General features: G+C 68.9%; 24 protein-coding genes and 1 pseudogene. 12 read left to right on the forward strand and 13 right to left on the reverse strand.

Annotation, left to right across the window (positions count from 1 at the left end; all coding sequences use genetic code 11):
* Window positions 1–57: 57 nt before the first annotated feature.
* From ACFWV8_RS35230 to ACFWV8_RS35275, 10 genes are all read right to left on the reverse strand, one after another.
* Window positions 58–945: an AAA family ATPase gene (locus ACFWV8_RS35230; RefSeq protein WP_384213983.1), complete on the reverse strand. Its 888-nt coding sequence runs from the start codon at window positions 943–945 to the stop codon at window positions 58–60.
* 16 nt (window positions 946–961) lie between these two features.
* Window positions 962–2,029, reverse strand: a complete 1,068-nt coding sequence (locus ACFWV8_RS35235) for a cupin domain-containing protein (protein ID WP_384213984.1) — start codon at window positions 2,027–2,029, stop codon at window positions 962–964.
* A gap of 47 nt (window positions 2,030–2,076) precedes the next feature.
* Window positions 2,077–3,306: an MFS transporter gene (locus tag ACFWV8_RS35240; protein ID WP_384213986.1), complete on the reverse strand. Its 1,230-nt coding sequence runs from the start codon at window positions 3,304–3,306 to the stop codon at window positions 2,077–2,079.
* A gap of 3 nt (window positions 3,307–3,309) precedes the next feature.
* On the reverse strand, window positions 3,310–4,443 hold the full coding sequence (locus ACFWV8_RS35245; RefSeq protein WP_384213989.1) for an ABC transporter ATP-binding protein: 1,134 nt from the start codon (window positions 4,441–4,443) through the stop codon (window positions 3,310–3,312).
* A gap of 18 nt (window positions 4,444–4,461) precedes the next feature.
* Window positions 4,462–6,267, reverse strand: a complete 1,806-nt coding sequence (locus tag ACFWV8_RS35250; RefSeq protein WP_384213991.1) for an ABC transporter permease — start codon at window positions 6,265–6,267, stop codon at window positions 4,462–4,464.
* A 5-nt stretch (window positions 6,268–6,272) separates the two neighbouring features.
* Entirely contained in the window at window positions 6,273–7,385 is a 1,113-nt protein-coding gene (locus ACFWV8_RS35255) for an ABC transporter substrate-binding protein (RefSeq protein WP_384213993.1), read from the reverse strand.
* Window positions 7,386–7,423: 38 nt separating this feature from the next.
* On the reverse strand, window positions 7,424–8,527 hold the full coding sequence (locus ACFWV8_RS35260) for an ABC transporter substrate-binding protein (RefSeq protein ID WP_384213995.1): 1,104 nt from the start codon (window positions 8,525–8,527) through the stop codon (window positions 7,424–7,426).
* Window positions 8,528–8,842: 315 nt separating this feature from the next.
* Window positions 8,843–10,417 (reverse strand): ethanolamine ammonia-lyase reactivating factor EutA, encoded by a 1,575-nt coding sequence (locus ACFWV8_RS35265; protein ID WP_384213997.1) that lies wholly within the window; start codon window positions 10,415–10,417, stop codon window positions 8,843–8,845.
* 29 nt (window positions 10,418–10,446) lie between these two features.
* Window positions 10,447–11,580 (reverse strand): ethanolamine ammonia lyase-activating protein, encoded by a 1,134-nt coding sequence (locus ACFWV8_RS35270; RefSeq protein WP_384213998.1) that lies wholly within the window; start codon window positions 11,578–11,580, stop codon window positions 10,447–10,449.
* 98 nt (window positions 11,581–11,678) lie between these two features.
* Window positions 11,679–12,431 (reverse strand): 2,3-diphosphoglycerate-dependent phosphoglycerate mutase, encoded by a 753-nt coding sequence (locus ACFWV8_RS35275; protein ID WP_384214000.1) that lies wholly within the window; start codon window positions 12,429–12,431, stop codon window positions 11,679–11,681.
* Between the two features lie 142 nt (window positions 12,432–12,573).
* Between ACFWV8_RS35275 and ACFWV8_RS35280 the strand changes: the two genes are divergently transcribed.
* From ACFWV8_RS35280 to ACFWV8_RS35300, 5 genes are all read left to right on the forward strand, one after another.
* A complete protein-coding gene (locus ACFWV8_RS35280) occupies window positions 12,574–12,897 on the forward strand; it encodes a 2Fe-2S iron-sulfur cluster-binding protein (protein ID WP_384214002.1) in 324 nt (107 codons plus the stop codon).
* Window positions 12,898–12,976: 79 nt separating this feature from the next.
* The gene (locus tag ACFWV8_RS35285) at window positions 12,977–14,263 is read left to right on the forward strand and encodes a Rieske 2Fe-2S domain-containing protein (RefSeq protein WP_384214004.1); all 1,287 of its coding nucleotides are present in this window, start codon (window positions 12,977–12,979) and stop codon (window positions 14,261–14,263) included.
* A 15-nt stretch (window positions 14,264–14,278) separates the two neighbouring features.
* Window positions 14,279–14,773, forward strand: coding sequence for a 3-methyl-2-oxobutanoate hydroxymethyltransferase (locus ACFWV8_RS35290; protein WP_384214006.1), 495 nt, complete (start codon window positions 14,279–14,281; stop codon window positions 14,771–14,773).
* A gap of 11 nt (window positions 14,774–14,784) precedes the next feature.
* Window positions 14,785–15,618, forward strand: coding sequence for a 3-methyl-2-oxobutanoate hydroxymethyltransferase (locus ACFWV8_RS35295; protein WP_384214008.1), 834 nt, complete (start codon window positions 14,785–14,787; stop codon window positions 15,616–15,618).
* A 38-nt stretch (window positions 15,619–15,656) separates the two neighbouring features.
* The gene (locus ACFWV8_RS35300) at window positions 15,657–16,508 is read left to right on the forward strand and encodes an alpha/beta fold hydrolase (protein ID WP_384214010.1); all 852 of its coding nucleotides are present in this window, start codon (window positions 15,657–15,659) and stop codon (window positions 16,506–16,508) included.
* A gap of 101 nt (window positions 16,509–16,609) precedes the next feature.
* Here ACFWV8_RS35300 and ACFWV8_RS35305 read toward each other — a convergent pair whose 3' ends face one another.
* Both ACFWV8_RS35305 and ACFWV8_RS35310 read right to left on the reverse strand, forming a co-directional pair.
* Window positions 16,610–17,050, reverse strand: coding sequence for an RpiB/LacA/LacB family sugar-phosphate isomerase (locus ACFWV8_RS35305; RefSeq protein ID WP_384214012.1), 441 nt, complete (start codon window positions 17,048–17,050; stop codon window positions 16,610–16,612).
* Between the two features lie 55 nt (window positions 17,051–17,105).
* Window positions 17,106–18,053: an ABC transporter substrate-binding protein gene (locus ACFWV8_RS35310; RefSeq protein ID WP_384214014.1), complete on the reverse strand. Its 948-nt coding sequence runs from the start codon at window positions 18,051–18,053 to the stop codon at window positions 17,106–17,108.
* 78 nt (window positions 18,054–18,131) lie between these two features.
* On the opposite strand from ACFWV8_RS35310, the gene ACFWV8_RS35315 reads away from it, so the two are divergent.
* Genes ACFWV8_RS35315 through ACFWV8_RS35330 form a run of 4 tightly spaced genes read left to right on the forward strand, consistent with a single transcriptional unit; the run spans window position 18,132 to window position 21,956 of the window.
* Window positions 18,132–19,247: a zinc-binding dehydrogenase gene (locus ACFWV8_RS35315; RefSeq protein ID WP_384214015.1), complete on the forward strand. Its 1,116-nt coding sequence runs from the start codon at window positions 18,132–18,134 to the stop codon at window positions 19,245–19,247.
* Entirely contained in the window at window positions 19,244–19,942 is a 699-nt protein-coding gene (locus ACFWV8_RS35320) for a 4-carboxy-4-hydroxy-2-oxoadipate aldolase/oxaloacetate decarboxylase (protein WP_384214017.1), read from the forward strand. The genes ACFWV8_RS35315 and ACFWV8_RS35320 overlap by 4 nt, the downstream gene beginning before the upstream one ends.
* Window positions 19,932–20,954 carry an amidohydrolase family protein gene (locus tag ACFWV8_RS35325; protein ID WP_384214019.1) on the forward strand — a complete coding sequence of 341 codons (1,023 nt, stop codon included), beginning with the start codon at window positions 19,932–19,934 and terminating at the stop codon, window positions 20,952–20,954. The genes ACFWV8_RS35320 and ACFWV8_RS35325 overlap by 11 nt, the downstream gene beginning before the upstream one ends.
* A 9-nt stretch (window positions 20,955–20,963) precedes the next feature.
* Window positions 20,964–21,956, forward strand: coding sequence for an ABC transporter substrate-binding protein (locus ACFWV8_RS35330; RefSeq protein ID WP_384214021.1), 993 nt, complete (start codon window positions 20,964–20,966; stop codon window positions 21,954–21,956).
* An 83-nt stretch (window positions 21,957–22,039) separates the two neighbouring features.
* Here the strand turns inward: ACFWV8_RS35330 and ACFWV8_RS35335 are convergent, their stop codons facing one another.
* Window positions 22,040–23,308, reverse strand: coding sequence for an NAD(P)/FAD-dependent oxidoreductase (locus tag ACFWV8_RS35335; RefSeq protein WP_384214022.1), 1,269 nt, complete (start codon window positions 23,306–23,308; stop codon window positions 22,040–22,042).
* A 334-nt stretch (window positions 23,309–23,642) separates the two neighbouring features.
* Here ACFWV8_RS35335 and ACFWV8_RS35340 point away from each other — a divergent pair, with 334 nt between their 5' ends.
* From ACFWV8_RS35340 to ACFWV8_RS35350, 3 genes and pseudogenes are all read left to right on the forward strand, one after another.
* Window positions 23,643–24,317 carry a helix-turn-helix domain-containing protein gene (locus tag ACFWV8_RS35340; protein ID WP_329392000.1) on the forward strand — a complete coding sequence of 225 codons (675 nt, stop codon included), beginning with the start codon at window positions 23,643–23,645 and terminating at the stop codon, window positions 24,315–24,317.
* 92 nt (window positions 24,318–24,409) lie between these two features.
* Window positions 24,410–25,201: an electron transfer flavoprotein subunit beta/FixA family protein gene (locus ACFWV8_RS35345; protein WP_384214024.1), complete on the forward strand. Its 792-nt coding sequence runs from the start codon at window positions 24,410–24,412 to the stop codon at window positions 25,199–25,201.
* A 56-nt stretch (window positions 25,202–25,257) separates the two neighbouring features.
* A pseudogene (locus ACFWV8_RS35350) lies at window positions 25,258–25,364 on the forward strand (electron transfer flavoprotein subunit alpha/FixB family protein); the annotation flags it as partial.

Below are 25,364 nucleotides of genomic sequence, written 5' to 3' on the forward strand. Positions count from 1 at the left end.
ACACCGCGGACACGGTGTGGGGCAACGGCCGTTCCGCCCTGATCCAGAAGACACGCCCTACGCCCGCTCGGCCGCGGCCTCTTCCGCCGCCGACACGAGATCGTCGAGCCTGAGCAGAGACGGTTCCTGGGCCGTCTCCAGGCGCAGCGCGAGCGCTCCGTGCACGGTCTTGCGGATCCGTCGGCCGTCCAGCCCGGTGAGCAGCTTGCCCACCCGCTGGTGTACGGCGGGATCGTGGGCCAGCGGGGCCAGTTCGGGCCACTGCGCCGCCAGGCCGCGCAGCGAGTCGGCGACGATCCGCGGGACCACCGACTCGTCCGGCAGCTCTGTGCGGACGATGAGGTCGGCCCGGGAGAGGAACGCCTCGTCGACAGCCTGGGCGAAGTTCGTCGTGACGACGAGCAGGGTGCCCGGCCGCTGGGCGCGCAGCGCGTCGAGACCGCTGAGCACCGCGTCCGTCGCCCGGTGCACGTCCACCGGGTTGGTGTCGAAGGACGCCGAGTGCCGCCGTACCGCGAGTGCCTCGACCTCGTCGACGAGGACCATGGTGTGCGGACGGCGCGCGGCCAGTTCGGGCAGGGTCTCGCGGAACAGCCGGGAGACCGCCCGCTGGCTCTCGCCCAGCATCTCGCTGGGGAAGGCATGCGGATCGACCTCCACCAGGGTGCTCGCGCCGTGCGGAGCCAGGGTGCGGGCGGCTGCCTGGGCCAGCCCCTGAGCCAGGGTGGTCTTGCCGGTGCCCGGCGGCCCGGCCAGCACCACCAGACCGTGTGGTGCCAGGGCCGAGCCCGCGAGCCGCCTCCCGTGCCGGAGCACGAGGACGGCGGTCGCGAGCAGGCGTTCCTTGACGCGGGGATCAATGATCACGGAGTCCCAGGGGCCGTCGTGGTGGCCGGCCGGCAAGGCGTGGATCCCCGAGACGCCGTGCGGCAGTGTGGTGTTCACCGCTTCTTGTCCCCGTTCACGGCCACGTGGGGCGCGTCAGCGCCGGCCACTGGATCGTCGAAGGGGCACCGGCCTGCGCGTCGCGGATGTGCTCCGGCGGCTCCTCGAACAGCACCAGCGGATCGCACAGCGCGCGCATCGTCTCCAGCAGGCTGTCGAACATATGGATGCGCACCACCTTCGCGGTGTGCTCCGGATCGGTGTTGATGTGCTGGTGCCACAGGAAGTGGTCGACGACGATGATGTCGCCCTTCTTCCACGGGTGCCGCTCGCCGCCCTCGGGCTCGGTGCCGAGGTAACTCTCGCCCGAGCCTTCGACGACGTACAGCCATGCCTCCCCCGGATGCCGGTGCATCGACTGCGCGCGGCCCGGCCCGATCTCGAACATCGCCATGGTGATGCCGGAGGCCTGGTAGCCGATGGCCCGGTCGAGAAGGAAGGTGGTGCGGGTCCCGCGCGGGGTGTTGCGCAGTTCGAGCTCGTCCCAGCTCGTGTGCAGCCGGCCCGAGCGGCGGGACTCCTGGTCGCGTGCGAGTCGGCGCAGCCGCGCGGCGTACGGGTCGGAGCCGTCGCGGCCCGCCGAGAAGGCCGGGCGCGGGGGCAGTTCGGACACGGCCGTGTGACCTGCGTCCTCAAGGACGGACATCCCCATCGTCTCCAGCAGCGGCTCACCGGAGAAGGTGAGGTAACGCGTCGTCGTGTCCCCGTCGTTGCCGCCGCGGTGCCAGGACCAGGCCGGCAGGTGCAGCGAGTCGCCGGGGCCCCAGTCGACGCGCTCGCCGTCGATCTCGGTCCAGCCCCAGCCCGCCACGACGAACACCATGGCGTCCCACGAGTGCCGGTGCACGGTGGTCGTCGTTCCCGGGTCCATCTCGTGGGCGAGGGCGTCCATGGTGCGGGTGGGCCGGTCGCCGTCGGCACCGACGAAGACACCGACGCGGCTGCCTCGTTCGGTCGGGTGCATCACGACGTCCTCATGGGCGACGACCGTGCGGTGGTTGTCGCGCCACTCCTCGATGAAGGCCGCGCGGCGGCGTTTCTGTACGTGGTAGTGGGTGACCTCGGTCGTCGTATGTGTACTCACGGTGTCTCCAGACAAGCAGCGGGGGAACGCGGGAGTCGGGGAAGGGGTCAGGGGGCGGCGGGCTCGGGACCGGGCACGCTGTACTCGCGCACGGTGCGGCTGCGTACCGCGCTCGCCGCGGAGGCGGCGGCGGGCACCAGGCCGCCGAGGGTGAGGGCCAGGACCGGTCCGAGCGCCCCGGCCAGCAGCCCCATGGCGGAGTCACCGATCGCGGGCCCGCCCCGGGAGCACATCTGGTAGATGGCCGAGACACGTCCGCGCAGCCCGTCCGGCGTCTCGACCTGCACGGCGGCATGGCGGACGGTGGTCGCGACGGCGTCCGCCGCCCCCAGGGCGAGGGCCATGACGATCGCCACGACGAAGACTCGTGACTGGGCGAGCCCCACCACGGCCAAGCCGTAGGCGGCGGTTCCCCACAGCACGACCCGCCCCGCGCGCGCGGTGCGCACGAGCCTGAACACCCATAGCGAACCGATCAGCGCGCCGGCCGACGGGGCGGCGGACAGCAGCCCGTAACCGGTCGCCCCTACATGCAGGATGTCCGCCGCGAAGGCAGGCAGCAGCACCCGGTAGGCACCGAATACCGTGGCGGTCATGTCCAGGCCCATCAACTGCCAGATCACGGGGCGGTGTGCCACGTAGCGCACACCTTCTCGCAGGCTCTCCAGCAGCGACCGGTGCTTGTCGTCCGAGATGAGGGGCGGCACCCGCAGCAGGGCGAGGACAACGACGAGTACGGCGTAGGTGACGGCGTCGAAGACATAGACGGCCCCCGGCCCGCCGAAGGCGATCAGCACGCCGGCGAACGCGGGGCCCACCAGGATCGCGAGCTCGCGCGAGGGGTTGAGCAGCGCGAACGCCTCGACGAGCTGTTCGCGCGGCACCAGCGCGGGAATGAGCGCCTGCCGGGCCGGCTGGTCGAAGGTGGCCGCCGCCGTCGCCAGCAGCGAGGAGATGACCACCGTCCACACGGTCGCGGCGTCCGCGAGGGTCACGGCGGCGAGCCATGCCGACACCAGCAGGGCGACAGCCTGTGTGACCTGCAACAGCCGGCGCCGGTCCAGCCGGTCGGCGTAGATCCCGCCGACCGGTGACAGGATCAGCAGCGCCACCGCCTGAGCGAGGCCGACCAGTCCCACCTGCGCTGTTGAGCCGGTGAGCTGGTAGACCTGGTAGAGATTGGCGGCGATGGCGCCCCGGGCCCCGATCTGGGACAGGACGACACCACCCCAGTAGAGGTCGAAGTCGCGATTGCGCAGTACGCGGGGTATCGGCATCGGTCAGTCGACGGGGACCAGGGTGACTTTGTCCGGGGCGATGGAGAAATGAACCTCTGTGCCCGGCGGGATAGACAGGTTGGGGTTGGAGCGGTTGCGGATCTCCAGCTTGCCGACGCCCACGATGTGGTCGACGACATCGCCCATGAACGCACGGGTGAGGACCTTGCCGGACCACTCGTTGGGCACGTTGCCGCGCGCTTCGCGGGACAGGTCGACGCACTCGGGCCGGACCGAGACCAGTACGGTGTCGCCGGCCGATGGCAGCTTCTCCACCTCGTGGGCCACCAGCCGGCCGTGCTCGGTGTCGACTTGAACCTCCTGGCCCTGCACCGAGGCGACCGTTCCCTCCAGGAAGTTGGAGGTGCCGATGAACTCGGCGACGAAACGGGTGGCGGGCCTGGTATAGATCTCGCGGGGCTTGCCGATCTGCTCGATGCGTCCCTGGTTCATCACCGCGATCCGGCTCGACATCACCAGTGCCTCGGACTGATCGTGTGTCACATAGATCGCTGTCAGGTTCAACTCCCGCTGGAGACGCTTGAGTTCGAAGCGCATCGTCTCGCGCAGCTTGGCGTCCAGGTTGGACAGCGGCTCGTCGAGCAGCATCAGTTCGGGATGGGTCACCAGGGCGCGGGCCAGGGCCAGCCGCTGCTGCTGACCGCCGGAGAGTTTGGTGGCGGGGCGTGCGGCGTAGCTGCCGAGTTCGGTCACGTCGAGGACCTGCGCGACCCGTTCCTCGATCTCCTTGCGTCCGGGCCGCTTCGTGCGGGGCATGACCTCCAGGGGGAAGGACACGTTCTTGAAGACCGACATGTGCGGCCAGATGGCGTACGACTGGAAGACCATGCCGAAGTCGCGCCGGCTGGCCCGGACGTTGACGCCCTGGGCGGCGTCGAACAACACCCGCCCGCCGAGCGTGACCCGTCCGTCCGTCGGGCGTTCCAGGCCCGCGACCGAGCGAAGGGTGGTGGTCTTGCCGCAGCCGGAGGGGCCGAGGAGAGTGAACATCTCGCCGTCGTGCACTTCGAAGTCGACCCCGCCGACCGCGTATGTGCGCGTGTCGTCGTCGCGGCGTCTGGCCTTGCGTCCCGCTGTTTCGTCGTAGCTCTTCTTGAGGGATTCGACCGTCAACATCGCTGAAGGTCCCTTCGGTCAGTTCGCGGAGTCGCCCTGCAACCCGAAGCGGGCGCCCAGGCGGTAGGCAATGGAGACGAGCAGGACGAGCAGGAGGACCATCAGGACACCCAAGGCGGCGAGGGTGGTGAACTGGCCGTTCTCGAACTGCTCCCAGATCAGCACCGACAGCACCTCCTTGCCGGGGCTGTAGAGCAGGATCGTGCTGGACAGTTCGCGGAAGGACACGACGAGGATGTAGACCCAGCCGGCGAGGATGCCGCTGCTCATCAGGGGCAGCAGGATCCTGCGGAAGGTCTGGAACCAGGAGGCCCCGGACACATGGGCCGACTCCTCAAGCTCCGGTGACATCTGGGCCATCGCCGCCGACGAGTACCGCATGCCGTAGGGCAGATAGCGGGTGCAGTACGAGATGAGCAGGATGAGCAGCGTGCCGTAGATCGGCAGCGGCATCCGCAGATACACGAAGGACAGCGCCAGTCCGAGCACCAGGCCGGGGATGACGATGGGGGTGAAGGCGAGGAGGTCGAGCAGCCGCCTGCCCGGTGCCTTGGTCCGCAGAACGACCCAGGAGACCACGGCTGTCAGGACCATCACCGCGGTCGCGGCGCCCACGCCGAGCAGGAGCGAGTTCTTGAGCGCGGTGAACGCGAGCGGCATGTCGAGGACCGCACGGTAGTTGTCCAGCGTCATCGTGCTCAGTGTCTTGCGCGACGGCGCCGCGTAGTACTTCAGCATCGAGGCGTACACCAGGACGGCGACCGGCAGGATCACGGTGATCAGGAAGTAGACGATCACGGCGATGCCGACGAACGGCCGCGCGCGGCCGAGTTCGACGGGGCGGGGCCGGAACGCCTTGCCTGTCACCGTCTGGAAGCTGCGCGAGGAGCGCTGCAGCCAGCTGGAGAGCAGCACGCCGGCCGCGGCGATCAGCAGCAGGCCGATGGCGTAGGCGCCGGCAGCCCCGTAGTCGACCGGGTAGGCCCGCAGTACGAAGTAGATACGGCTGGTGAAGACGTAGATGCCGTTCTGGAGGCCGAGCAGGCCCGGTACTTCGAAGCTCTCCAGGGACTGCACGAACATCAGCAGGGCCGCGGAGATCATCGCCGGCCGCAGCAGCGGAACCGTCACGCGGCGCAGGACGGTCAGCCCGTTCGCACCCGACATGGCGGCGGACTCCTCCAGCGAGGGGTCCATCGCGCGAAAGGCGGCGACCATGAGCAGGAAGGCGACCGGCGCCAGGTGCAGCCCCTGGACCCAGATCATGCCCCAGACGCTGTAGATGTTGATCGGTGTCGAGCCGAACAGGGGCTCGAAGACGAGGGAGTTGAGGATGCCGCTCGACGGGTCACCGAGGAATATCCACGCGGTGGCGTAGAGGATGCCGGGAACGATGAGCGGCACCAGCGACGCCGCGAAGAACAGCCCCTTGAAGGGCGTGTCCGTGCGGACCTGCACATACGCCAGGGTCGTACCGAGGACGAGTGCGAGCGCCGCCGAACCGAGCGCGAACCACATCGAGTTGAGGAGCATGTCGCCGGCCTGCGCGTTGCCCCCGTAGGCCCGGGAGAACGCACCGAAGGTGACACCGGTGCCGTCGGCGCTCAGGAACGTGTCGTGGATCAGATAGCCCAGCGGCACGATCGCCAGATAGCCGACGATGACAACGGCGCCGCCGACCAGCAGGCCCTGGAAGGAGAGCAGGCCCCGCAGCATCCGCGTGAGGCGGCCGGGCGTGGCGCGGGCGGCAGGCGAGGGGCCGGGAGCCGGCTCCGGTCCGGGGCCGTCGTCCTGCGACATGGTGGGAGCGGGTACGAGTGTCATGGGCCTCAGTTCCCCACGCTGTCGACGCCGCGCAGAAGCGCGTCGTACTTCTTGTCCCAGGTGCCGGTGTCCGAGCTGAGCGTCTCCACGTCGAAGGGGGCGAGCGTGAGCCCGTTGAGGCTCTTGTCGCCGGGGACCTTCGTCGACGGGGTGAGCTTCAGCTTGACGAGCTCCTTCTGCCCGTCGGTCAGCAGCCAGTGGTAGAACAGCCAGGCCGAGGCCGGGTGCTGGGCTCCCTTGATCATGCCGACACCGTTGGGCCGGGCGAAGGCGGGTATCTTCGACACCCCGCTCTCGGGGAGATGGGTGACGGGGGCGCCCGCGGCCCTGGCCCGGTCGGTGATGTAGGTGTAGTTCATCGTCTCCATCGGCGTCTGGCCCGCCGTGAGGAACTGCATCATCGTCGTATGGCCCTTGGCGACCTTGCCGTTGGCGGCGATGGCTTTCCACAGCCTGTCCACCTCGGCCTGGCTCTTGCCGTGATCGAGCCACCACTTGGTGACGCTCTGGTACCAGTCGCTGTCGCTGATCTCAAGGGTGAGTTTTCCCTTGTACTTGGGCAGCGCCAGATCCTCCCAGCTCTGCGGCTCGTCACCGGGCTTGATCAGATCGGTGTTCCACGCGGGCTGGAAGACGTTGAGCCGGCTCGCCGTCCAGTTCGCGAACGTGCCGGTCTTCTCCACCTTGTCGAGCGCGGAGCCGTTGAAGGGCATCAGCATGTCGTTGCCGGACAGCGCGGTCATCTCCAGGAAGTTGGTCTCCACCGCGTCGGCGCCCGGTTTGCCGGCCTGACCCTCCTGCAGGGCTCGCTGGAGCACCGTCTCGGAGTTGCCGCGGAAGACGCTGACCCGGATGCCGTACTTCTTCTCGAAGGCCTTGGCGACCGGCGTCGCGATGTCCGCCGTCATCGACGTGTACAGGGACAGGGTCTTGCCCTCCTTGCCGGCCAGCTCCCGGGCCTTGTCCACTTGCTGGTCCTTGGGCAGCTCCGCGATCTGCGCGTAGACGTCCTGAGCCTTGCTGTTGGACGCGGTCGGAATGGCGCCCCCGCAGCCGGTGAGGGTGACGGTGGCGACCAGCAGTCCGGCCACGGCGAGGGTGGTGTTACGGGTCCTCATGCGGTGCTCTCCTGAAAGAGGCGAAAGGGATGTGCGGGTCAGCCCGCCGTGGGAACGCCGCGCAACAGGGCGTCGTAGTCGGCGTTCCATTTCTTGGAGTCGGTCTCGGCGCTCTTGGAGAGGCTGTAGGTGGTGGCGCCGGCGGGGATCGGATCCTTGAAGCCCGGCACCGTCTCGGCGGCGGGGATACGCAGGGAATCCGCGATGATCTTCTGGCCGTCGCTGAGGACCCAGTCGGTCCACAGCAGCGCAGCGGCGGGGTGGCGCGGGTTGGTCATCAGGCCGATGCCGTTGGGACGCAGGATCACCGGCTCGACGACGGGCCGCCAGGCCACCGGTGCGCCCTTCGCCGTCGCTTTGTCGATGGTGTGGCTGTACACCGAGAGGGCGACGCCGAACTGTCCGGCGCTGAGCAGTTCGCCCTGCACCGTGTGGCCCTTGGTCACCTTGACGTTGGCGGCGATCTTCCTGAAGAGGGCGTCCACGTCCGAGGAGTTCATCTTCTTCTCCTCGGTCAGATACGTGTGCATCGACGCGTACCAGTCCCAGTCGCCCACCTCGACGGCCAGCTTGCCCTTCCACTTCGGGTCAGCGAAGTCGGCGAAGTCCTTGGGCTCCTCGTCCTTCTTGACCTCGTTGGTGTTCCAGCCGACGACGAAGGCGTTGAAGCGTTCGGCCGTCCAGCCGCCGAGATTCTTCGCGGCCTCCTTCAGTCCGGCCTTGGCGGGGCCGTTGTAGGGATGGAGCAGCCGCTGGGAGTCCAGTGCCCGCAGTTCGAGGTCGTTGGTGTCGATGACGTCGTTCTGCGGCTTGTTCGCCTGGTTCTCCTGCAGGGCCCTTTGCAGGACCGTCTCGGAGTTGGCCCGGAAGGCGTGCACCTTGATGCCCGGGTACGCCTTCTGGAAGCCGTCGACGAGGTCCTGGATGTCGGTGTTGGAGGTGTAGAGATCGAGTACGCCGCCCTCACTCCGGGCGTCGGCGACCAGCTTGGCCGTGCGCTCGGCGCCGGTGAGCGAGTCGTACTCGGCGTAGGGGTTCGTGCCGGGGTCCGATCCGGCCGCGCCCGTCGTCGGAGGGGCGCCGCAGGCGGTGAGGAGGAGACCGGCGGCCAACAGGCCGGCGGGGAGAGCACCATGACGCATCGCACACTCCTTGGAGGAAGCGGACAGGTCCGCAAGCGGACGGAAGAGCGCAGGTGGGGGAAGGGTGCGTGCGCCGGGGTGGCGAACGCGTGATCACCGGGAGGGGCGGCCTGGTGTCAGCCGACTGGTAAGCGACCGCGGTTCGCTTCGGTCCGAGTGCCCGACGGACGGTGATCGCACATCGGTGTCACCTTCCGTCGGCTCGGGCCCTGCATAGAACAGCAGGGTCGGTCTTATGGTCTAACCATCGGACAAGAGCTTTACTTCATTGTTACTTTGCGGGTTCGGTTCGTTCACACGGCTGGGCTATGCCGCTCAGCGGGGGTCGTCTCCGAAGACGAGGGACTTGATGGTGACGGGCACCGTGCTCGACGGGAAACGCACCCGCCCGATGTCCACGTAGTCGAAGTCCCGCAGACTCAAGCCGTCGATGACGAGCAGATCCGCCGTGACCCCCAGCTCCTCGCGCAACAGCCGGCCGAGCGTCATGGCCACGTCCCCGTCGAGCACGACGTACAAGGGGTTGCCCGCGGCCATGCGGTCGGTGAGCGCGTCCCTGACGCCCCGCGCGAAGGGCAGCAGCCTCTCGTGGCTCGGCGGACCGCTCCACGACAGGGCCAGGGCGACGTCCACGCCCGTCTGTGCGACGTCGAGGGCGAGCAGACGGCCGCGCACCGCGGCGGCGATGTCCTCGGACCGTACCGTCTCGCCGAGTTCGTAGACGGGTCGGATGACCTGGAGATTGCGCCGTGGCAGCAGCGCGTCGGGATGCGAGATGTGCCCGGTGTTGCCGCTCAGCTGGACACTGAACTCCGACGCGCCCAGCGCCGTGGCACGGATGCACTCGCCGGCGGGCAGCAGGGCGTACGGGAGCCTGCCCGCGTCTGCGCGCCGGCGCAGCGCACGGCCGAGAGGACGGCCGAGGTCACCGAAGTGCGCCCGCTCCCGGTCGTACACGTACTCCGCCACCCCGCCCGAGAACATCACCCCGTCGATCGGGCCGGCGTCCGCCAGCGGACCGGTGAGGTAGAGGTCCCGCACGCGTGCGGGCGGGGGATCGGCCGTGAGGGCGTCCACCAGTGCGTCCGCCATGGACTGCGCGACCCGCTCCACCTCGTCGTCGCGGGCGGTGTCACCCACCTTCCAGGTGAACCCGGCGCGCGCGGCGTGCTCACGGCCGGCCGGGTCGAGACGGACGATGCGACCGGTGTCGTCCATCACCTGGAGCCGGCCGCCGATGTGTACGGCGGCGGTCGCCACGACCCGCCCGCCGTCGAGGACGGCGAGCTTGGTGGTCCCGCCCCCGATGTCGACGTTCAGGATGCGCTGCCCGGTGTCGAACGACGCCTTCGCCGCCCCCGACCCGTAGGCGGCGAGCATGGCCTCCATATGGTGCCCGGCGCTCGCGGTGACCAATTCGCCGCCGCGCTCGGCAAGGATGCCCGCGATCACCTCGGCGTTCCGGCGGCGCAGCGCCTCACCGGTGAGGATGACGACACCGGTGTCCACGTCGGCCGGGTCCACGGCCGCCTCGCGGTAGGCGGTGTCGATGATTGAACCGAGCGCGCCCGCGTCGATGTACTCGGCGTCGGCGTACGGGGTGAGTTCGACCGGCGAGCGGTGGAGGGTCTCTCGGCGCACCACGTGGTATCGGCTCGTCAGGTCCTCTCCCGTTCTGCGCAGACGCAGACGGGAGAAGACGACCTGGGTGCCGGACGAGCCGATGTCCATCCCGACGCTGTGCAGCGTGACGTTGTCCTGCTGCCAGATCGGGTTGTCCTGCAAAGTTCCGGCCGGCTCGTCGTCGTGGGTGTGGTCGTGGTCGGGGGTGTAGGCCGAGTGGACCGTGCGCACCTCGTCCTCAGGGTTGTGTTCTTCGGCGTGCCGCACGGTTCCGCTCCTTCGCGGACGTCGGGATGTCAGGCGGTGGCGGACGGGCCCGGCTTCGGGGGAAGCGTTTCGAGCTCTGTCCTGTAGACGGGGTCCATTCGCGGCTCCATGCCGTTCTTGGCGAGCGCGTCGCGGAACGTCTCGCGTACGTACGGCGACTCGTCGGCGTAGTCGATCTGGTCGCCGCCGATGCGCCGGCTGATCCAGGCCTTCGGCACACCCTGGGCGTTGCGCACCGAGACCACCTCGTGCTTGAAGGCGAGATAACGGCCGGGCTCGGTCCCGGTGTTGAAGTGCTGGTGGAACCACATGTTGGGCGGGACGATCAGGGTGCCGGGGCCCCACTCGTAGCGGCGCGGCTCCTCGCCCTCGGGCCACATCAGGCTGTAGCCCTCGCCGGACAGGATGATGACATGGGCGCCCGGTCCGTGCCGGTGCCCCTTCTTGTAGGTCGCGGTCGGGAACTGCGAGATGTGGCTGTTCATCGACCCCTTGGCCATGGCGAAGCGGATGTGTCCGCCGCCCGCCCCGCGCTCCTTCGCCTCGATCAGCGGCAGGTTGACCGTGTCGGCGACGAAGTTCGTGTCGAGCAGCAGGCCCTTTTGCTCGCCCCTGGGGGAGAAGTACTCCGGCTCCCCGTCGAAACGGTCGGGGAAGTCCCGCGGAGTGTGGAAGACGAAGTCGGCGTCATCGTAGAGGTTGATGACGGGCGGCATGTTCGTCGACGACACGAAGCGCGCCGTCCTGCCGCCGGAGCCGTTGAAGTGCTGGTGGTGGGCGTTGAGCGGGATGGCGAACATCGAACCGGCCTGCCATTCGAACGCGACCTCGGCTCCGGCGTCGTTCCAGACCTTCGTCGACCCCTGGCCGTCGAGGACGAGGATCATCTCCTCGAACAACTGCCGCTGCGGAGCGAGCTTCCCGCCCGCCGGGATCTCGCAGACGTAGCAGTCGTTCGAGGTGCGGGTGGCCTCGTGGTTGATGAACACGCCCCGGCCGCCGCGCCGCTCCCACGGCTTCAGCTCGACCGTGCGCAGGTCGGGCACATGGTGGGCGGCGATGATGTCCAGCCCCTCGGCGGCGACCCATCGCGTGTAGGGGGAGTCCTTCTCGGTGGCGAACTTCGCCGCCAGGTTGTCGTTGACGATCGCATCCTTGGCCATGGGCGGCCCTTCCTGGTCGGCTCCGGTGACGCACCGTGCATGGGTACGGATGAAGGGGGGTGGAATTGGTAGAACCATAAGTCCACTGGTGATGGGCGTCAACGACGCGTACGGAGTCGTCCGCTGCCCTGGTCGGCGGCCGCGGCCGCCGCGTCCGGGTCCAGGTAACAGCCGCCCCGGACCAGCGGGACCAGGTCATCGCCGAGGTCGTAGCGCAGCGGCATGCCCGTGGGGATGTTCAAGGACAGCAACTCCTCGCGGGTCAGCCGGTCGAGATGCGCGACGAGGGCCCGGAGTGAATTGCTGTGCGCCACGACCAGGACGGTGTGCCCCAAGTGCAGATCGGGGACGATCGCGTCGTGCCAGTAGGGCAGCAGGCGCGCGGTGACATCCGCGAGCGACTCGGTGCGCGGCAGGAGGTCGCGGGGCAGGCCCGCGTACCGGGGGTCGTTCGAGACATCCCCCGGTGAGTTTTCGGCGACCGGCGGCGGGGCGGCGTCGTAGGAGCGGCGCCACAGCCGGAACCGCTCCTCGCCGAACTCGCCCAGTACCGCCGACTTCTCACGGCCCTGCAGGGCGCCATAGTGCCGCTCGTTGAGCCGCCAGTGCCGGGCCGTGGAAACCCAGGGACGGCCGGCGGCCTCCATGGCCAGCGTGCCCGTACGGACTGCGCGGGTCAGCACGGACGTGTGTACGCGGGCGGGGGCTAGCCCGGCGGCGCCGAGCGCTTTCCCGCAGCTCAGGGCCTGTTCTTCGCCCCGCGCGGTCAGGTCGACGTCTATCCAGCCGGTGAACAGGTTCTTCATGTTCCATTCGCTCTCGCTGTGGCGAAGCAGGATCAGGGTGCGCATGCCGCCGATTGTGACCCCGCCTCCGGCGTCTTGTTTCCACTTCACCGCATCTGGTCTAATGGACAGACCATCAGCGCGAGTGTGGTCCATCGGCGTGTCCGTTCGTGATGGATTCCGCCGATCGCGAGAGGAAGTTGGGATCTTGCCCAAGGTGATCTTCGTCGGCGCCGACGGGCCCGAGCACACCGTCGACGCGACGGCCGGGGACTCGGTCATGGCAGCCGCGGTGAAGAACGGTGTTCCCGGGATCGTCGCGGAGTGCGGCGGCAATCTGTCCTGCGCCACCTGTCACGTCTGGGTGCGCGCCGAGTTCGCGCCGCTCGTCGGCCCGCCCGGCGAGATGGAGGACGACCTGCTCGATCTGGCCGTGGCCGAACGGCGCGACACCAGCCGGCTGTCGTGCCAGATCGACGTCACCCAGGAACTCGGCGGACTGACCGTCGAGATCCCCCCGGACCAGCCCTGAAAAAGGGCAACCCGGACGCACCGTCCGGCACCGATGTTCACGACCCGCCGGAGGGTCAGTACCTGAAAGGGAAACGGCTGTGCTCAGAAAAGACATCAACGAGCTGCTCACACAGACCGGTCCGGGCACGCCGATGGGCGAGCTGTTCCGCCAGTACTGGATTCCCGCGCTGCTGGCCGAGGAACTCCCGGAGAACGACTGCCCGCCCGTGCGTGTGAAGCTCCTGTCGGAGCGCATGGTCGCCTTCCGCGACAGCGAGGGGCGCTACGGCCTGATCGACGAGTTCTGTGCCCACCGCGGCGCGTCCCTGTGGTTCGGCCGCAACGAGGGCTCCGGCCTGCGCTGCCCCTACCACGGCTGGAAGTACGACATCACCGGTCAGTGCGTCGAGGTCCCCTCGGAGGCCGACAACAGCAGCTTCTGCCGGAACGTGCAGCTCACGTCGTACCCGCTGGTGAAGATCGGCGACGTGCTCTGGACCTACATGGGAGACAGGGCCACCCAGCCCCCGCGGCCGGAGTTCGAATGGGTCCATGTTCCCGCTGAGCAGACCTACACCTCCAAGCGCTGGCAGCAGAGCAACTGGCTGCAGGCCTTCGAGGGCGGCATCGACTCCAGCCATGTGACGTTCCTGCACTCCGGCGGCCTGAAGAGCGACCCGCTGTTCAAGGGCGCCAAGGGCAACGAGTACAACATGAACGACACCAAGCCGTTCTTCGAGGTCGCCGACAGCGACGGCGGACTCTTCGTCGGCGCCCGGCGCAACGCCGAGGAGGGGACCTACTACTGGCGCATCACCCCCTGGGTGATGCCGGCCTTCACGATGGTCCCGCCCCGCGGCGACCACCCCGTGCACGGCCACTTCTGGGTGCCGATCGACGACGAGAACTGCTGGACGTACTCCTTCGACTATCACCCCGTGCGCGCCCTCACCGGCAGCGAGCGCCAGGCCATGATCGACGGCCATGGCGTCCACACCCGGACCATCCCCGGCACCTACCGGCCGGTCGCCAACATGGACAACGACTACCTGATGGACCGTGAGGCGCAGAAGCGCGGGGAGACCTACTCCGGTGTGGCCGGCATCGCCATGCAGGACGCCTCGCTGCAGGAGAGCATGGGTCCCGTCGTGGACCGCAGCAAGGAACGGCTCGTGCCCGCCGACAGCGGGATCATCAAGGCCCGCCAGAAACTGCGCAAAGCCGCGCTCGCGCTGCGCGACCAGCGCGTCACGCCTCCCGGCGTCGACCCGGAGCACCACCAGGTACGGTCCGCGGCCGTGGTGCTGCCACAGGCCGAGTCGTTCCTGGACTCCTGCCGCGACGCGGTCAAGGTGAATCCCGGCGTCTCGCAGTCGTCGGTCTGAGACATGGCAACGATCATGACGACGACAGCGGCGACGGGTCTGAGTGAGAGCGCCCGAGCGGCATCGGCGAGCGAGTCCCGGTTCCGGATCGACGCACCCATCGCCCCGGCCCGCGCCGCCCGCGTCATCGCGCTGGATGCCAGGGCGGTCGCCGTCGCGCGCCGGCTCACCGAGTGGCCCTGGGCACGTGCCCGGTTCTACTCGGCGGAAGGCGTCCGGGACACCGATGGCCTGCTGCACGGTCTCGACGGCGGGATCACCCCGCTGGAAGAGGCGCTGATCAGTACCGATGTGGTGGTCGTCCTCGCCACCGAGGACGGTGGCCGGGCCGCCGCGGCGGCGATCGGCCGGATCTGCCGGCGGCGGAGCATCACCACGGCCGGCGTGGTGATGGGCGACGGCTCCGGGGCGGACGACGCCGTCGCGGCGCTGCGACCGTACGCCCGCGTACTCCTGTTGACCGCCGACGAGAGCGACGCCTTCGAACTGCTCACCGCGCTCAGGGTCTAGGAGGACCGCACATGTCCGACAGGGTCACGCTGCGCGATCTGCGGCGGATGAAGGACGAAGGGACAAAGATCGTCGGAGTGGTGGCCTGGGACTACCAGATCGCGCGCATCGCGGACCGGGCCGGCGTCGATCTCGTCTCGGTCGGCGACACGGTGGGGGTGAACCTCTGGGGACACTCCAACCCGTTCGAGGTGACGATGGACGAGATGATCGTCGTCGCGCGGGCGGTGCGGCGGGGCGTCGACCGGGCCCTGGTCTGTGTCGACTTCCCGTTCGGCCCCCTGCAGGAAGGCACGGACAGCGCGGTGCGGGCGGCCGTCCGGTTCGTCAAGGAGGCCGGGGTCGACCTGGTCAAGCTGGACGGGGCCGCCGACTTCCCCGGCGCCGTCACCGCGATCACCCGCGCGGGGATTCCGGTGTTCGCCCAGTTCGGGATCACACCGCAGACGGCGCTGCGTTACGGCGTCGAGTACAACGCCGTGCCCTCCGCCGCCGACCAGGTGCCGGCCGCGATGCGTGAAGCCATGATCACGGAGGCCAGGCAACTCGAAGAGGCCGGCGCCGCGTTGCTGAACTTCACCAACTCCGGTCCGGTGGTGGGCGCCGCCGTGGCCGATGCCGTGTCCATCCCCGTGGTGGGCGGCTTCGGCGGTGGTCCCTGGCTCGACGGGCGGATGCGTATGGCCCACGCGGCGATCGGCTACGCGGCGTCGGCTCTGGACAATCCGCCGGACACCTACGCCAACGTCGCCCGGATCACGCTCGACGCGATCACGGCGTACGCCGGGGACGTGCGGGCCGCACGCCAGGTCGCCGGCGGTGTACCCGTTCCGTCGGCGGACTGATCCGGAGCGGTCGCCGCCCCATGAGAGGAACACCTTCCATGCACACCGTCGACATCGACGCGATTCCCACGCGCTACGAGGTCACCGGCTCGGGACCGCCCCTGCTGATGTTCTCGCCCGGCGGGTTCGACTCCAGCCTGGAGAGCTGGCGGACCGTGGGTGTCCACCGGCGGCTGCGTCTGCTGGACCGTCTCACCGAGAAGTTCACCTGTGTCACCTTCGACCGGCGCGAGTCGGGTGGTTCCGGCGGGCGGCTGGAGCGGATCTCCTGGGCGGACTATGTCCGGCAGGGGATCGGCCTGCTCGACCACCTCGGGATCGAACGGGCACACCTCATGGGCGGTTGCGTCGGCTGCTCCACCGTCGCGGCCGTCGCGGTGGCCCACCCCGAGCGCGTGCGGGGCATGGTCCTGTACTCGCCGGCCGGAGGCGTGAAGTACCGGATGAAGCAGCACGAGCGGTTCGAGCGCCATCTCGCCTTCGCGGACGAGCATGGTCTGGAAGGGGTCGTGACGCTGGTACGGGGATCGGAGGCGGGCTTCACCAAGGATCCCCGTGTCGGGCCCTGGGCCCAAGTGATCCGCCGCGACGCGCGGTTCGCCGACAGTTACGTACGCACCGATCCCGGTCGCTATCGGGTCACGGTGAGCGGCATGGTACGGCTGCTGTTCGACCGGGACACGGTGCCGGGACCCGAACCGGAAGACCTGCTGCGGCTCGACGTGCCGGCACTGATCGTGCCCGGACAGGACACCTCGCACGCACCGTCCGCCGCCCGGTATCTCCAGGAGTGCCTCCCGCGCAGCGAGTACTGGGACATGCCGGTGGCGCGGCAGACCGAGGCGTCGGTGCCGGCACGGATCATGGAGTTCCTCTCGGCAGTGCCGTAGGAATCACGGTTCAACGGCGTAGGGAAACAAGCCCGGAAGGCGCGGCAGCGCCTCCCGGGCTTGTCGGTCTCCGCCGCCGCAGAGCCTTTCGGCCGTGCCCGTCACCCCTCTTCCAGTACGGCGATCTGCCGCAACCGCCGTTCGTGCACGCCGCCCTTGAACGGTGTCGTCAGCCATGTGCGCGCGACGTCCTCGGACCTCTCTCCCGAGAGGACCTTCGCCGCGAGGACAAGGACGTTGGAGTCGTTGTTGCCGCGCGATATCTCCGTACTCCACACGTCGTGGCAGAGACCTGCCCGGATACCGCGGATCTTGTTGCAGGCGATGGTCTCCCCGAGTCCACTTCCGCCGATGACGATGCCGCGGTCGGCGAGGCCCCCGGTCACCCGCCGGCAGACGTCCGCGCACAGCGGCGGGTAGTCGACCGTCTCTTCGCTGTGGCTGCCGCGGTCGTCGACGGTGTGGCCGTGCTCCGTCAGCCAGGCGGTGAGCCGGGACTTGAGGGCGAGACCGTTGTGGTCGGCGGCGATGGCGATACGCATATGGGTCCCTTCGGCGGGCGGCTCCGGTGCGGCGATCCCGGGAGCGCGGGTACGGTCAGGCGCTCCGCGTGCGCGTGGCCTCGGCGAACAACTCGTCGATACGCGGCGGCCGTTCGAGGATCCGCTGGTCCACGGCGTGCCGCATGAGCTCCTCCAGTACGGCGCGGTTGGGCTCGATCCCGTACGGCAGCGGATCCCCGCCGGTCACCTCCATGACCTGGCGGTACATCACGTCGGTGGCGCCCGGGGATTCGATGCTCCCGGCGCGCAGCCGCTCCACGTACAGCTGTTTGGCGCGCGTGAAGGCGTCGAAGACGTCGGCCGCCAACTCCGGCCGTTCCTCCAGCAGTTCGTCCCGGATGACCACCAGATGGTTGATCGGGTAGAAACCGCGCTCGCGCAGAGCGGTGAGGCCCGCCTCCCGCGGATTCGGGATGAGCGGAGCCACGGACGGCACATCCGGCTCAGGTCCGATCACCGCGGCGAGCTCACCCCGGACCAGCATCTGGTCGAGGGAATCGCCGGATCGCATCGGTATGACGTTCGCCGGCGGCCGGTACGCGGCCACGTGCTCGTCGCCCGACAGCACCCAGGTCACCTTGTCGAGGTCGACGCCGTACTCCTCCCAGAGCACGGCGCGGGCCCAGACGCCGGTGGTCACCGTGTAGCCGCGGCTGACGCCGACCTTGCGGCCCTCCAGGTCCTTGGGGGAGCGGACGCCGGAGGCGGGATCGTGGAATATCGCGCCGTGGTGGAAACCGCGGACCAGGAAGGCGGGCACGGCCGTGAAGCGCGCTCCGTGCGCCTTCGCCACGAGATAGGTGGTCAGAGCCATCTCGCTGACGTCGAACTCCAGACCACGGACCATGCGCCGGAACGCGTGGACGAGGACCGGGACTTCCTCGAAGTCGAAGCGGAAGCCGCGGGGCGTCACCGCCCCTGTCTTGAGGGCCTCGTTGTCGCCCTGGGTGCGGGTCACTGTCCTGAGGTGAGGTACGGCCATGGTCGAAAGGTAGCATGGTTAGTCCATCAGTCCATATGATGTCGTCCGGGTGGACAGCCCCGAACGTGAGGAGAAGTCATGGCGGAGCAAGTGCTCGCGGCGGTACGGACGGGCCCCGGCCACACCGAGCTGCGGGAGTTCCCGATGCCGGACATACCCGACGACGGTGCCCTGCTGAAGGTGGAGGTCGCCGGCATCTGCGGCACCGACGTGAAGATGTACGCGAAGCCGCCGTTCACCGACCCGGTGATCATGGGGCACGAGAACGTGGGTGTCATCGCCAAGGCGGGCCGCGCGTTCTCCGAGCGCAAGGGGCTCGTTGACGGCGACCGCGTCTTCGTCGAGCACTACGTCGGCTGCTTCCGCTGCGAGTGGTGCCACCAGGGCGAGTACCGCCACTGCGAGACCACCGACTGGCGCACCAACCCCGAAGCCCTTCGCTACGGGTACACCTCGGCGGAGAACGAACACCATCTGTGGGGAGGTTTCGCGCAGTACCTCTACCTGCCGTGGAACTCGGTCACCCACCGTGTGCCCGACGGCGTCTCCGCCGAACTCGCCGGTCTGGTCACGCCGTTGTCGAACGGCATCGAGTGGGCACTGGTGACCGCGGGCGTCGGATACGCCTCCACCGTGCTCATCCAGGGGCCGGGCCAGCAGGGCCTGTCACAGGTCGTCGCCTGCAAGCAGGCGGGCGCCTCCCTCATCATCGTCACCGGCACCACGAAGGATGCCGCGCGCCTGTCCCTCGCACAGGAGTTGGGCGCCGACCACGTCATCGACGTGACGCGGGAGGACCCGCTGGCCAGCATCCTGGAGCTCACCGGCGGCCGGGGCGTCGACGTCGTCCTGGACTGCACCGCGGGCGCCGGCACCGCACCCGTCCTGCTGGGCATCGACGCGCTCAAGCGGCGCGAGGGCACGATGGTCGTCCAGGGTGAGCTGGCCGCGTTCCCCGACTTCCCGCTGAAGAAGCTGACGGAGAAGTCGATCGCCCTCAAGAGCGCCCGCGGCCACAGCTACCGCTCCTGCGAACTCGCCCTGGAACAAATCGCGTCGGGCCGCTTCCCGCTGGAGAAGCTGAGCACGCACAGCTTTTCCCTCGCCGAAGCCGACCGCGCCATCCGTACCGTCGGCGGCGAGAGCGGTGAGGACGCCGTGCACGTGTCCCTGCTGCCCTGGGCGGCGGTATGAGCACTGTCGTCCGCAACCCGCCCCGCGCCGACCGTGCGATCACCGACGACCTCGCGGGCTACGGCGTCGCCACCGTCCATGAGGCCCAGGGACGTACGGGGCTCCTCGACCCCGCACTGCGGCCCGTCTGGGCGGGAGCGCACATCGCGGGCACCGCGGTCACCGTCAGGGTGCCTCCCGGGGACAACTGGATGATCCATGTGGCCGTGGAACAGTGCCGCGAAGGCGATGTCCTCGTCGTGGCCCCCACCTCCCCGTCCGAGGCGGGCTACTTCGGTGATCTGCTCGCCACCGCGCTCGCCGCGCGGGGCGTCCGTGGACTGATCATCGACGCCGGCTGCCGCGACGTCGCGGACCTTCGGCGGATGGCCTTCCCCGTCTGGGCGCGGCATGTCAGCGCGTTCGGGACGGTGAAGGAAACCCTCGGCGATGTGAACACCCCGGTCGTGTGCGCCGGTCAGCACATCGAGCCGGGCGACGTGATCGTCGCCGACGACGACGGAGTCGTGGTGGTGCCCCGGCTGCGCGCCGCAGGCGTACTGGAGGCGTCACGCGCCCGTACGGAGAAGGAGGCGGCCTCCCGCGAGCGCTACGCCGACGGCGAGCTCGGCCTCGATGTCAACGCGATGCGTGAGCGGCTCGCACGCAAGGGACTCACCTACGTCGACCACGCGGAGTCCCTCGGTGATCATTGACATCCATGGCCATTACACGACGGCCCCACCGCAGCACCAGGCCTTCCGTGACGCCCAGTTGGCCCGCCTGGCGGATCCGGCACTGCCGGCACCCGTACCCGCCGTCCTGAGCGACGACGCGATTCGTGAGAGCGTCGGGAGCAACCAGCTCAAGCTGTTGCGCGAGCGTGGCGGCGACTTCATGCTCTTCTCGCCGAAGGCGTCGGCGATGGAGCACCATGTGCCCGATCCGGCCACCGCGCAGGAGTGGGCGCGCGCGAACAACGACCTCGTCCACCGCGTGGTGGGGCTGTTCCCCGAGTACTTCGCCGCCGTGTGCCAGCTTCCGCAGACTCCCGGCGGCACGCTCGACGCGGCGAGGGCCGAACTGCGCCGCTGTGTGCGGACGCTCGGCTTCGTCGGCTGCAACCTCAACCCCGATCCCTCCGGTGGCCACTGGACCTCGCCGCCGCTCACCGACCCGTTCTGGTTCCCCCTGTACGAGACGATGGTCGAGCTGGACGTGCCCGCGATGATCCATGTGTCGGCCTCCCGGAACCCCAACTTTCACGCGCTGGGGGCCCACTACCTGAACGCGGACACCTCGGCCTTCATGCAGCTCGTCGAGGGTGATCTGTTCACCCGCTTCCCGACGCTGAGGTTCGTGATCCCGCACGGCGGCGGGGCGGTGCCGTACCACTGGGGCCGCTACCGTGGGCTGGCCGTGCGGTTGGGCCGGCCCGACCCGGCGGAGCACATCATGAGGAACGTCTTCTTCGACACCTGCGTCTACCACCAGTCGGGCATCGAACTGCTGCACAAGGTCGTCGACACCGACAACATCCTGTTCGCCTCGGAGATGCTGGGCGCCGTGCGCGGCGTCGACCCGGAGACGGGCATCGCCTGGGACGACACCAAGCGGTACATCGACCGGGCAGGGCTCACCGGCGAGCAACGGCACAAGGTCTTCGAGGCCAACGCCCGGCGCGTCTACCCGCGTCTGGACGCCCTACTGACGGCGGAAGGCAGGTAACCGCACCCCATGACACGACTGCGACTCACCTTCGCCTGCGGCGACTACGACCGCACGCGTGCCCTGGAGGAGGGGACCGTCCGCCCGGACGGTATCGAGCTGACGTATCTGCGGCTTCCCGTCGAGGAGACCTTCTTCCGGATGATGCGGCATCACGAGTTCGAGGCGGCGGAGATGTCGCTGTCCTCGTACGTCCTGTCACTGCGCGCCGCCCCCTCACCCTTCGTGGCCCTGCCCGTCTTCACCTCGCGGATGTTCCGGCACGGTTCGCTCTACTGCCACACCGACGCGGACATCCACACTCCGGAGGACCTGCGGGGCAAGCGGATCGGCACCCCGGAGTACCAGCTCACCGCCTGTGTGTGGATGCGGGGCATCCTGGGGGACCGGCACGGGGTGCCGTTCGACTCGGTCAGTTATCTCACCGGCGGGCAGGAGACGCCGGGGCGAATCGAGAAGGCCGGCGTCGACCTGCCCGGCTCCCTGCGCGTCAGCCGTATCCCCGAGGACAAGACGCTCGCCCGGATGCTCGCCCAGGGCGAGATCGACGCGCTATGCACCCCCCGGGTGCCGAGCCCGTTCGTCGCCGGAGACCCCCGGGTACGCAGGGTGTTCCCGGACGTCGTGGCCGCCGAGAAGGAGTACTACGCGGCGACGGGGATCTTTCCGATCATGCATGTGGTGGTGGTCAGGCGCGATGTGTACGACCGTCACCGCTGGGTTGCCCAGTCGCTCTACAAGGCGCTGCTCGCGGCGAAGGACGCGGCGTACGAGAATCTCTACGACACCTCGGCGCTACGGTTCATGCTGCCCTGGCTGACGCCCCAACTGGAAGAAGCCCGGAGCCTGTTGGGCAAGGACTACTGGTCCTACGGCATGGACGGCAACCGGGACGCGCTGAGTACGTTCCTGCGCTACCACCATGAACAGGGCCTGTCGGAGCGGCTGCTGGAGCCCGAGGAACTGTTCGCTCCCGAGTCGCTGGAAGCGGCGGTCATCTGAGCCGGGAAACGCGTGAAGACGAAAAGGAGGCGTGAGGCCCTCGGGCCTGACGCCTCCGTCGTACGAGCGCGGCGCCCTGCCCGTCAGCAGGACGGCACCACGCCCGTGCCGGCGACCACGAGGGATTTCAACGGCGTCCCGAAGTCGCCCGCGCTGCCCGACGGGATGGTCGCCCCTTCACCGAGCACTTTGCGCACGGTCATGTAGTCGGCGGGGTTGTTCACGGCGTCCACGGCGATGAGTTCACCCTCCCGGTAATAGAGGACGGAGAACTGCTCGCTGTCCGGCTCACCACGTACGACATGGTCGTCGTAGCCGGTCGACAAGCCCGCGATCTGCAGTCTGAGATTGCCCTGGTACGACCAGAACCAGGGCACCGTCCTCGTCCGGACGGGCCTGCCCAGGAGTGAGGCGGCGGCGACGGTGGCCTGGGCGACGGCGTTCTGCACGGACTCCAGCCGCACCCGGCCCAGCCCCGTCGTGGGGTGGGGTTGCACGGTGCAGTCCCCGGCGGCGCCGATGAGGGGATTGCTCGTGCGGGCGTATGCGTCAACGACGATGCCCTGGTCGCAGTCCAGCCCCAACTGCTCGGCCAGTTCGGTGCGGGGGACCACACCGACCCCGACGAGCACGAGGTCGGCAGGGAGTCTCGTGCCGTCGGAGAGGCATACCGTGTCCACCCGCCCTGAGCCGCCGTCGAAGCCGGACACGGCGGCCGACAACAGCACCCGGGTGCCGCGCCGCCGGTGGGCCCGGCGGTAGAAGTCCGAGACAACGGGCGCCGTGGCCCGGGGGATCAGCCGCTCGGCGGCCTCGACCACGGTGACCTCCTTCCCCAGCGCACGGGCGACGGCCGCCGCCTCAAGCCCGATGAAGCCGCCGCCGACGACCACGACGCGGGACGCGACGCCGAGACGCGTACGCAGGTTCATGGCATCGTCTCGATCACGCAGATAGCAGATGCCGTCGAGGTCGGCCCCGGGGACGCCGAGCCGCCGGGGCCTGGCACCGACAGTGAGAGCCAGCCGGTCAAAGGGCAGCGTGCGCCCGCTCGCTGTCGTCGCGACACCGGACCCCGGCCGCCCCGCGCCGGCGAGCGCCACGTCGGCGACACGCTCGCCGCTCACGAGATCGATCCGGGCGTCCGCGTAGTAGGACGGGGCCCGAAAGCTCAGCGACTCCCAGTCCGCCGACCCGGCGAGGACCTCCTTGGACAGGGGCGGTCGCCGATAGGGCGGATAGATCTCCTCACCGACCAGAGCGATTGGCGCTGTGTCTCCCAACTGCCTCAAGGAAGCGGCAAGTTGGAGACCCGCCTGACTGGCACCGACGATGAGCGTTCCGCCCGTCATTGCGTGGCCCCTCTCGGCAGTCCGATTAATGTCATACCATTATACCAAAGGGTGGCGGCGTGGAACATCGCGTCGGGGCGCTTCATCTCTGCCCGCGGCTGTCGATCGGAGGATCAGCGAGGGGCGACGGCCTGACCGGGCTCGTCCCAGTTCGCCTTGACGGCGGAGACGACCTCGTCACTGCCCAGCCCACTCGGGGCTGCGCAGAAGCTGGGTGGTCTCCCGGTATCGGACGTAGCGCTCCGGGTCCCGCGCCACCGTGTCTTCGAAGTAGCGCCGCCCCCCTGTGGGGCAAGTGGCGCTCACACGGTGAGACGGTAAAGGATGAGCGGCCATGAGCAAGCCACCTGCACGGATCCGCCTGGCAGACGCCGCGTTCGCCCTCTTCGACGAGCGCGGGTACGAGCAGACGACCGTCGATGACATCGCCGAGCGGGCGGGGCTCGGGCGTACGACGTTCTTCCGGCACTACCGGTCGAAGGAAGACGTCATCTTTCCCGACCACGACCGCCTGCTTGAGCTGATCAGAGAGCGGCTGGCGACCTCCAGTCACAGCACCGCGCTGGTCGCCGTGTCGGACGCGGTGCGGCTGGTGCTGCTGCACTACCTCGATGAGGGTGATCTGGCGAGGCGGCGATACGCGCTCACCAGCAAGGTGGCGGCCCTTCGGGACCGGGAGATCGCCAGTGTGGCCCGCTATCAGCGGCAGTTCCGGGAGTTCATCGCGGACTGGATGGGGGACCCGACGGAGTCGGCGTCGCTACGGGCCGAACTCATGGCCGCGGCGGTGGTCGCCGCCCACAACCACGTGCTGCGCAGGTGGTTGCGGGGCGAGTCCTCCGACCCGGTCGCCGAGCTGGACGAGGCGATGCGCGAGGTGCTTGCCCTCTTTCCGGCACCCGGTTCCCCGCCGGAGCCCGGCGGCACCACCGTTGTCGCGTTCAGGACCGGGCAGGACATCGACGCCTTGCTCCCCTCACTGAGACGCCTCGTCGAGGGTGGCGAGTGATGCTTGCCATGTGATCAACGGCACCACCACATGGATGAGACTGAGTATGCATAATCAGGTACTGAGTACCGAACACTGTAAAGGGGCGTTCAGTGAGCTTGAGGATCGTTGTCTGTGTGAAGTATGTGCCCGACGCCACGGGTGACCGGCATTTCGCCGATGACCTGACGCTTGACCGTGACGATGTGGACGGTCTGCTGTCCGAGCTGGACGAGTACGCGGTCGAGCAGGCGTTGCAGATCGCCGAAGACTCGGACGACGCCGAGGTCACGGTATTGACGGTCGGTCCGGAAGACGCGAAGGACGCGCTGCGCAAGGCGTTGTCGATGGGGGCGGACAAGGGGGTCCACGTCGAGGACGACGATCTGCACGGCACGGACGCGCTCGGCACGTCGCTGGTTCTGGCGAAGGCGGTCGAGAAGACCGGTTACGACCTGGTGATCTGTGGCATGGCGTCCACCGACGGCACGATGGGTGTCCTGCCCGCGATGCTCTCGGAGCGGCTGGGTGTGCCGCAGGTGACGCTGCTGTCCGAGGTGTCGGTCGACGGTTCCACCGTGAAGGGGCGCCGTGATGGTGACGCGGCGACCGAGCAGCTTGAAGCCTCCCTGCCGGCCGTTGTGTCGGTGACGGACCAGTCGGGTGAGGCGCGCTACCCGTCGTTCAAGGGGATCATGGCGGCGAAGAAGAAGCCAGTGCAGTCCTGGGATCTGTCCGACCTGGAGATCGACGCGAAGGAGGTCGGGCTCGCCGCTGCCTGGACGAAGGTCGAGTCGGCTGCTGAGCGTCCGGCCCGTACGGCGGGCACGATCGCCAAGGACGAGGGCGAGGGCGAGGGCGGCAAGCAGCTCGCTGAGTTCCTCGCGAGCCAGAAGTTCATCTAAGGCTCATCCGCCTGACCGCCCCTCAGACTTCGTAATCCGCAAGGAGATCCATTCCCATGGCTGAAGTTCTCGTCTATGTCGATCATGTGGACGGTGCCGTCCGCAAGCCCACTCTGGAGCTGCTGACGCTGGCCCGCCGCCTCGGTGACCCGGTCGCTGTCGC

This window comes from Streptomyces sp. NPDC058665, assembly GCF_042714995.1.
In the GTDB taxonomy this organism is placed as follows: Bacteria; Actinomycetota; Actinomycetes; order Streptomycetales; family Streptomycetaceae; genus Streptomyces.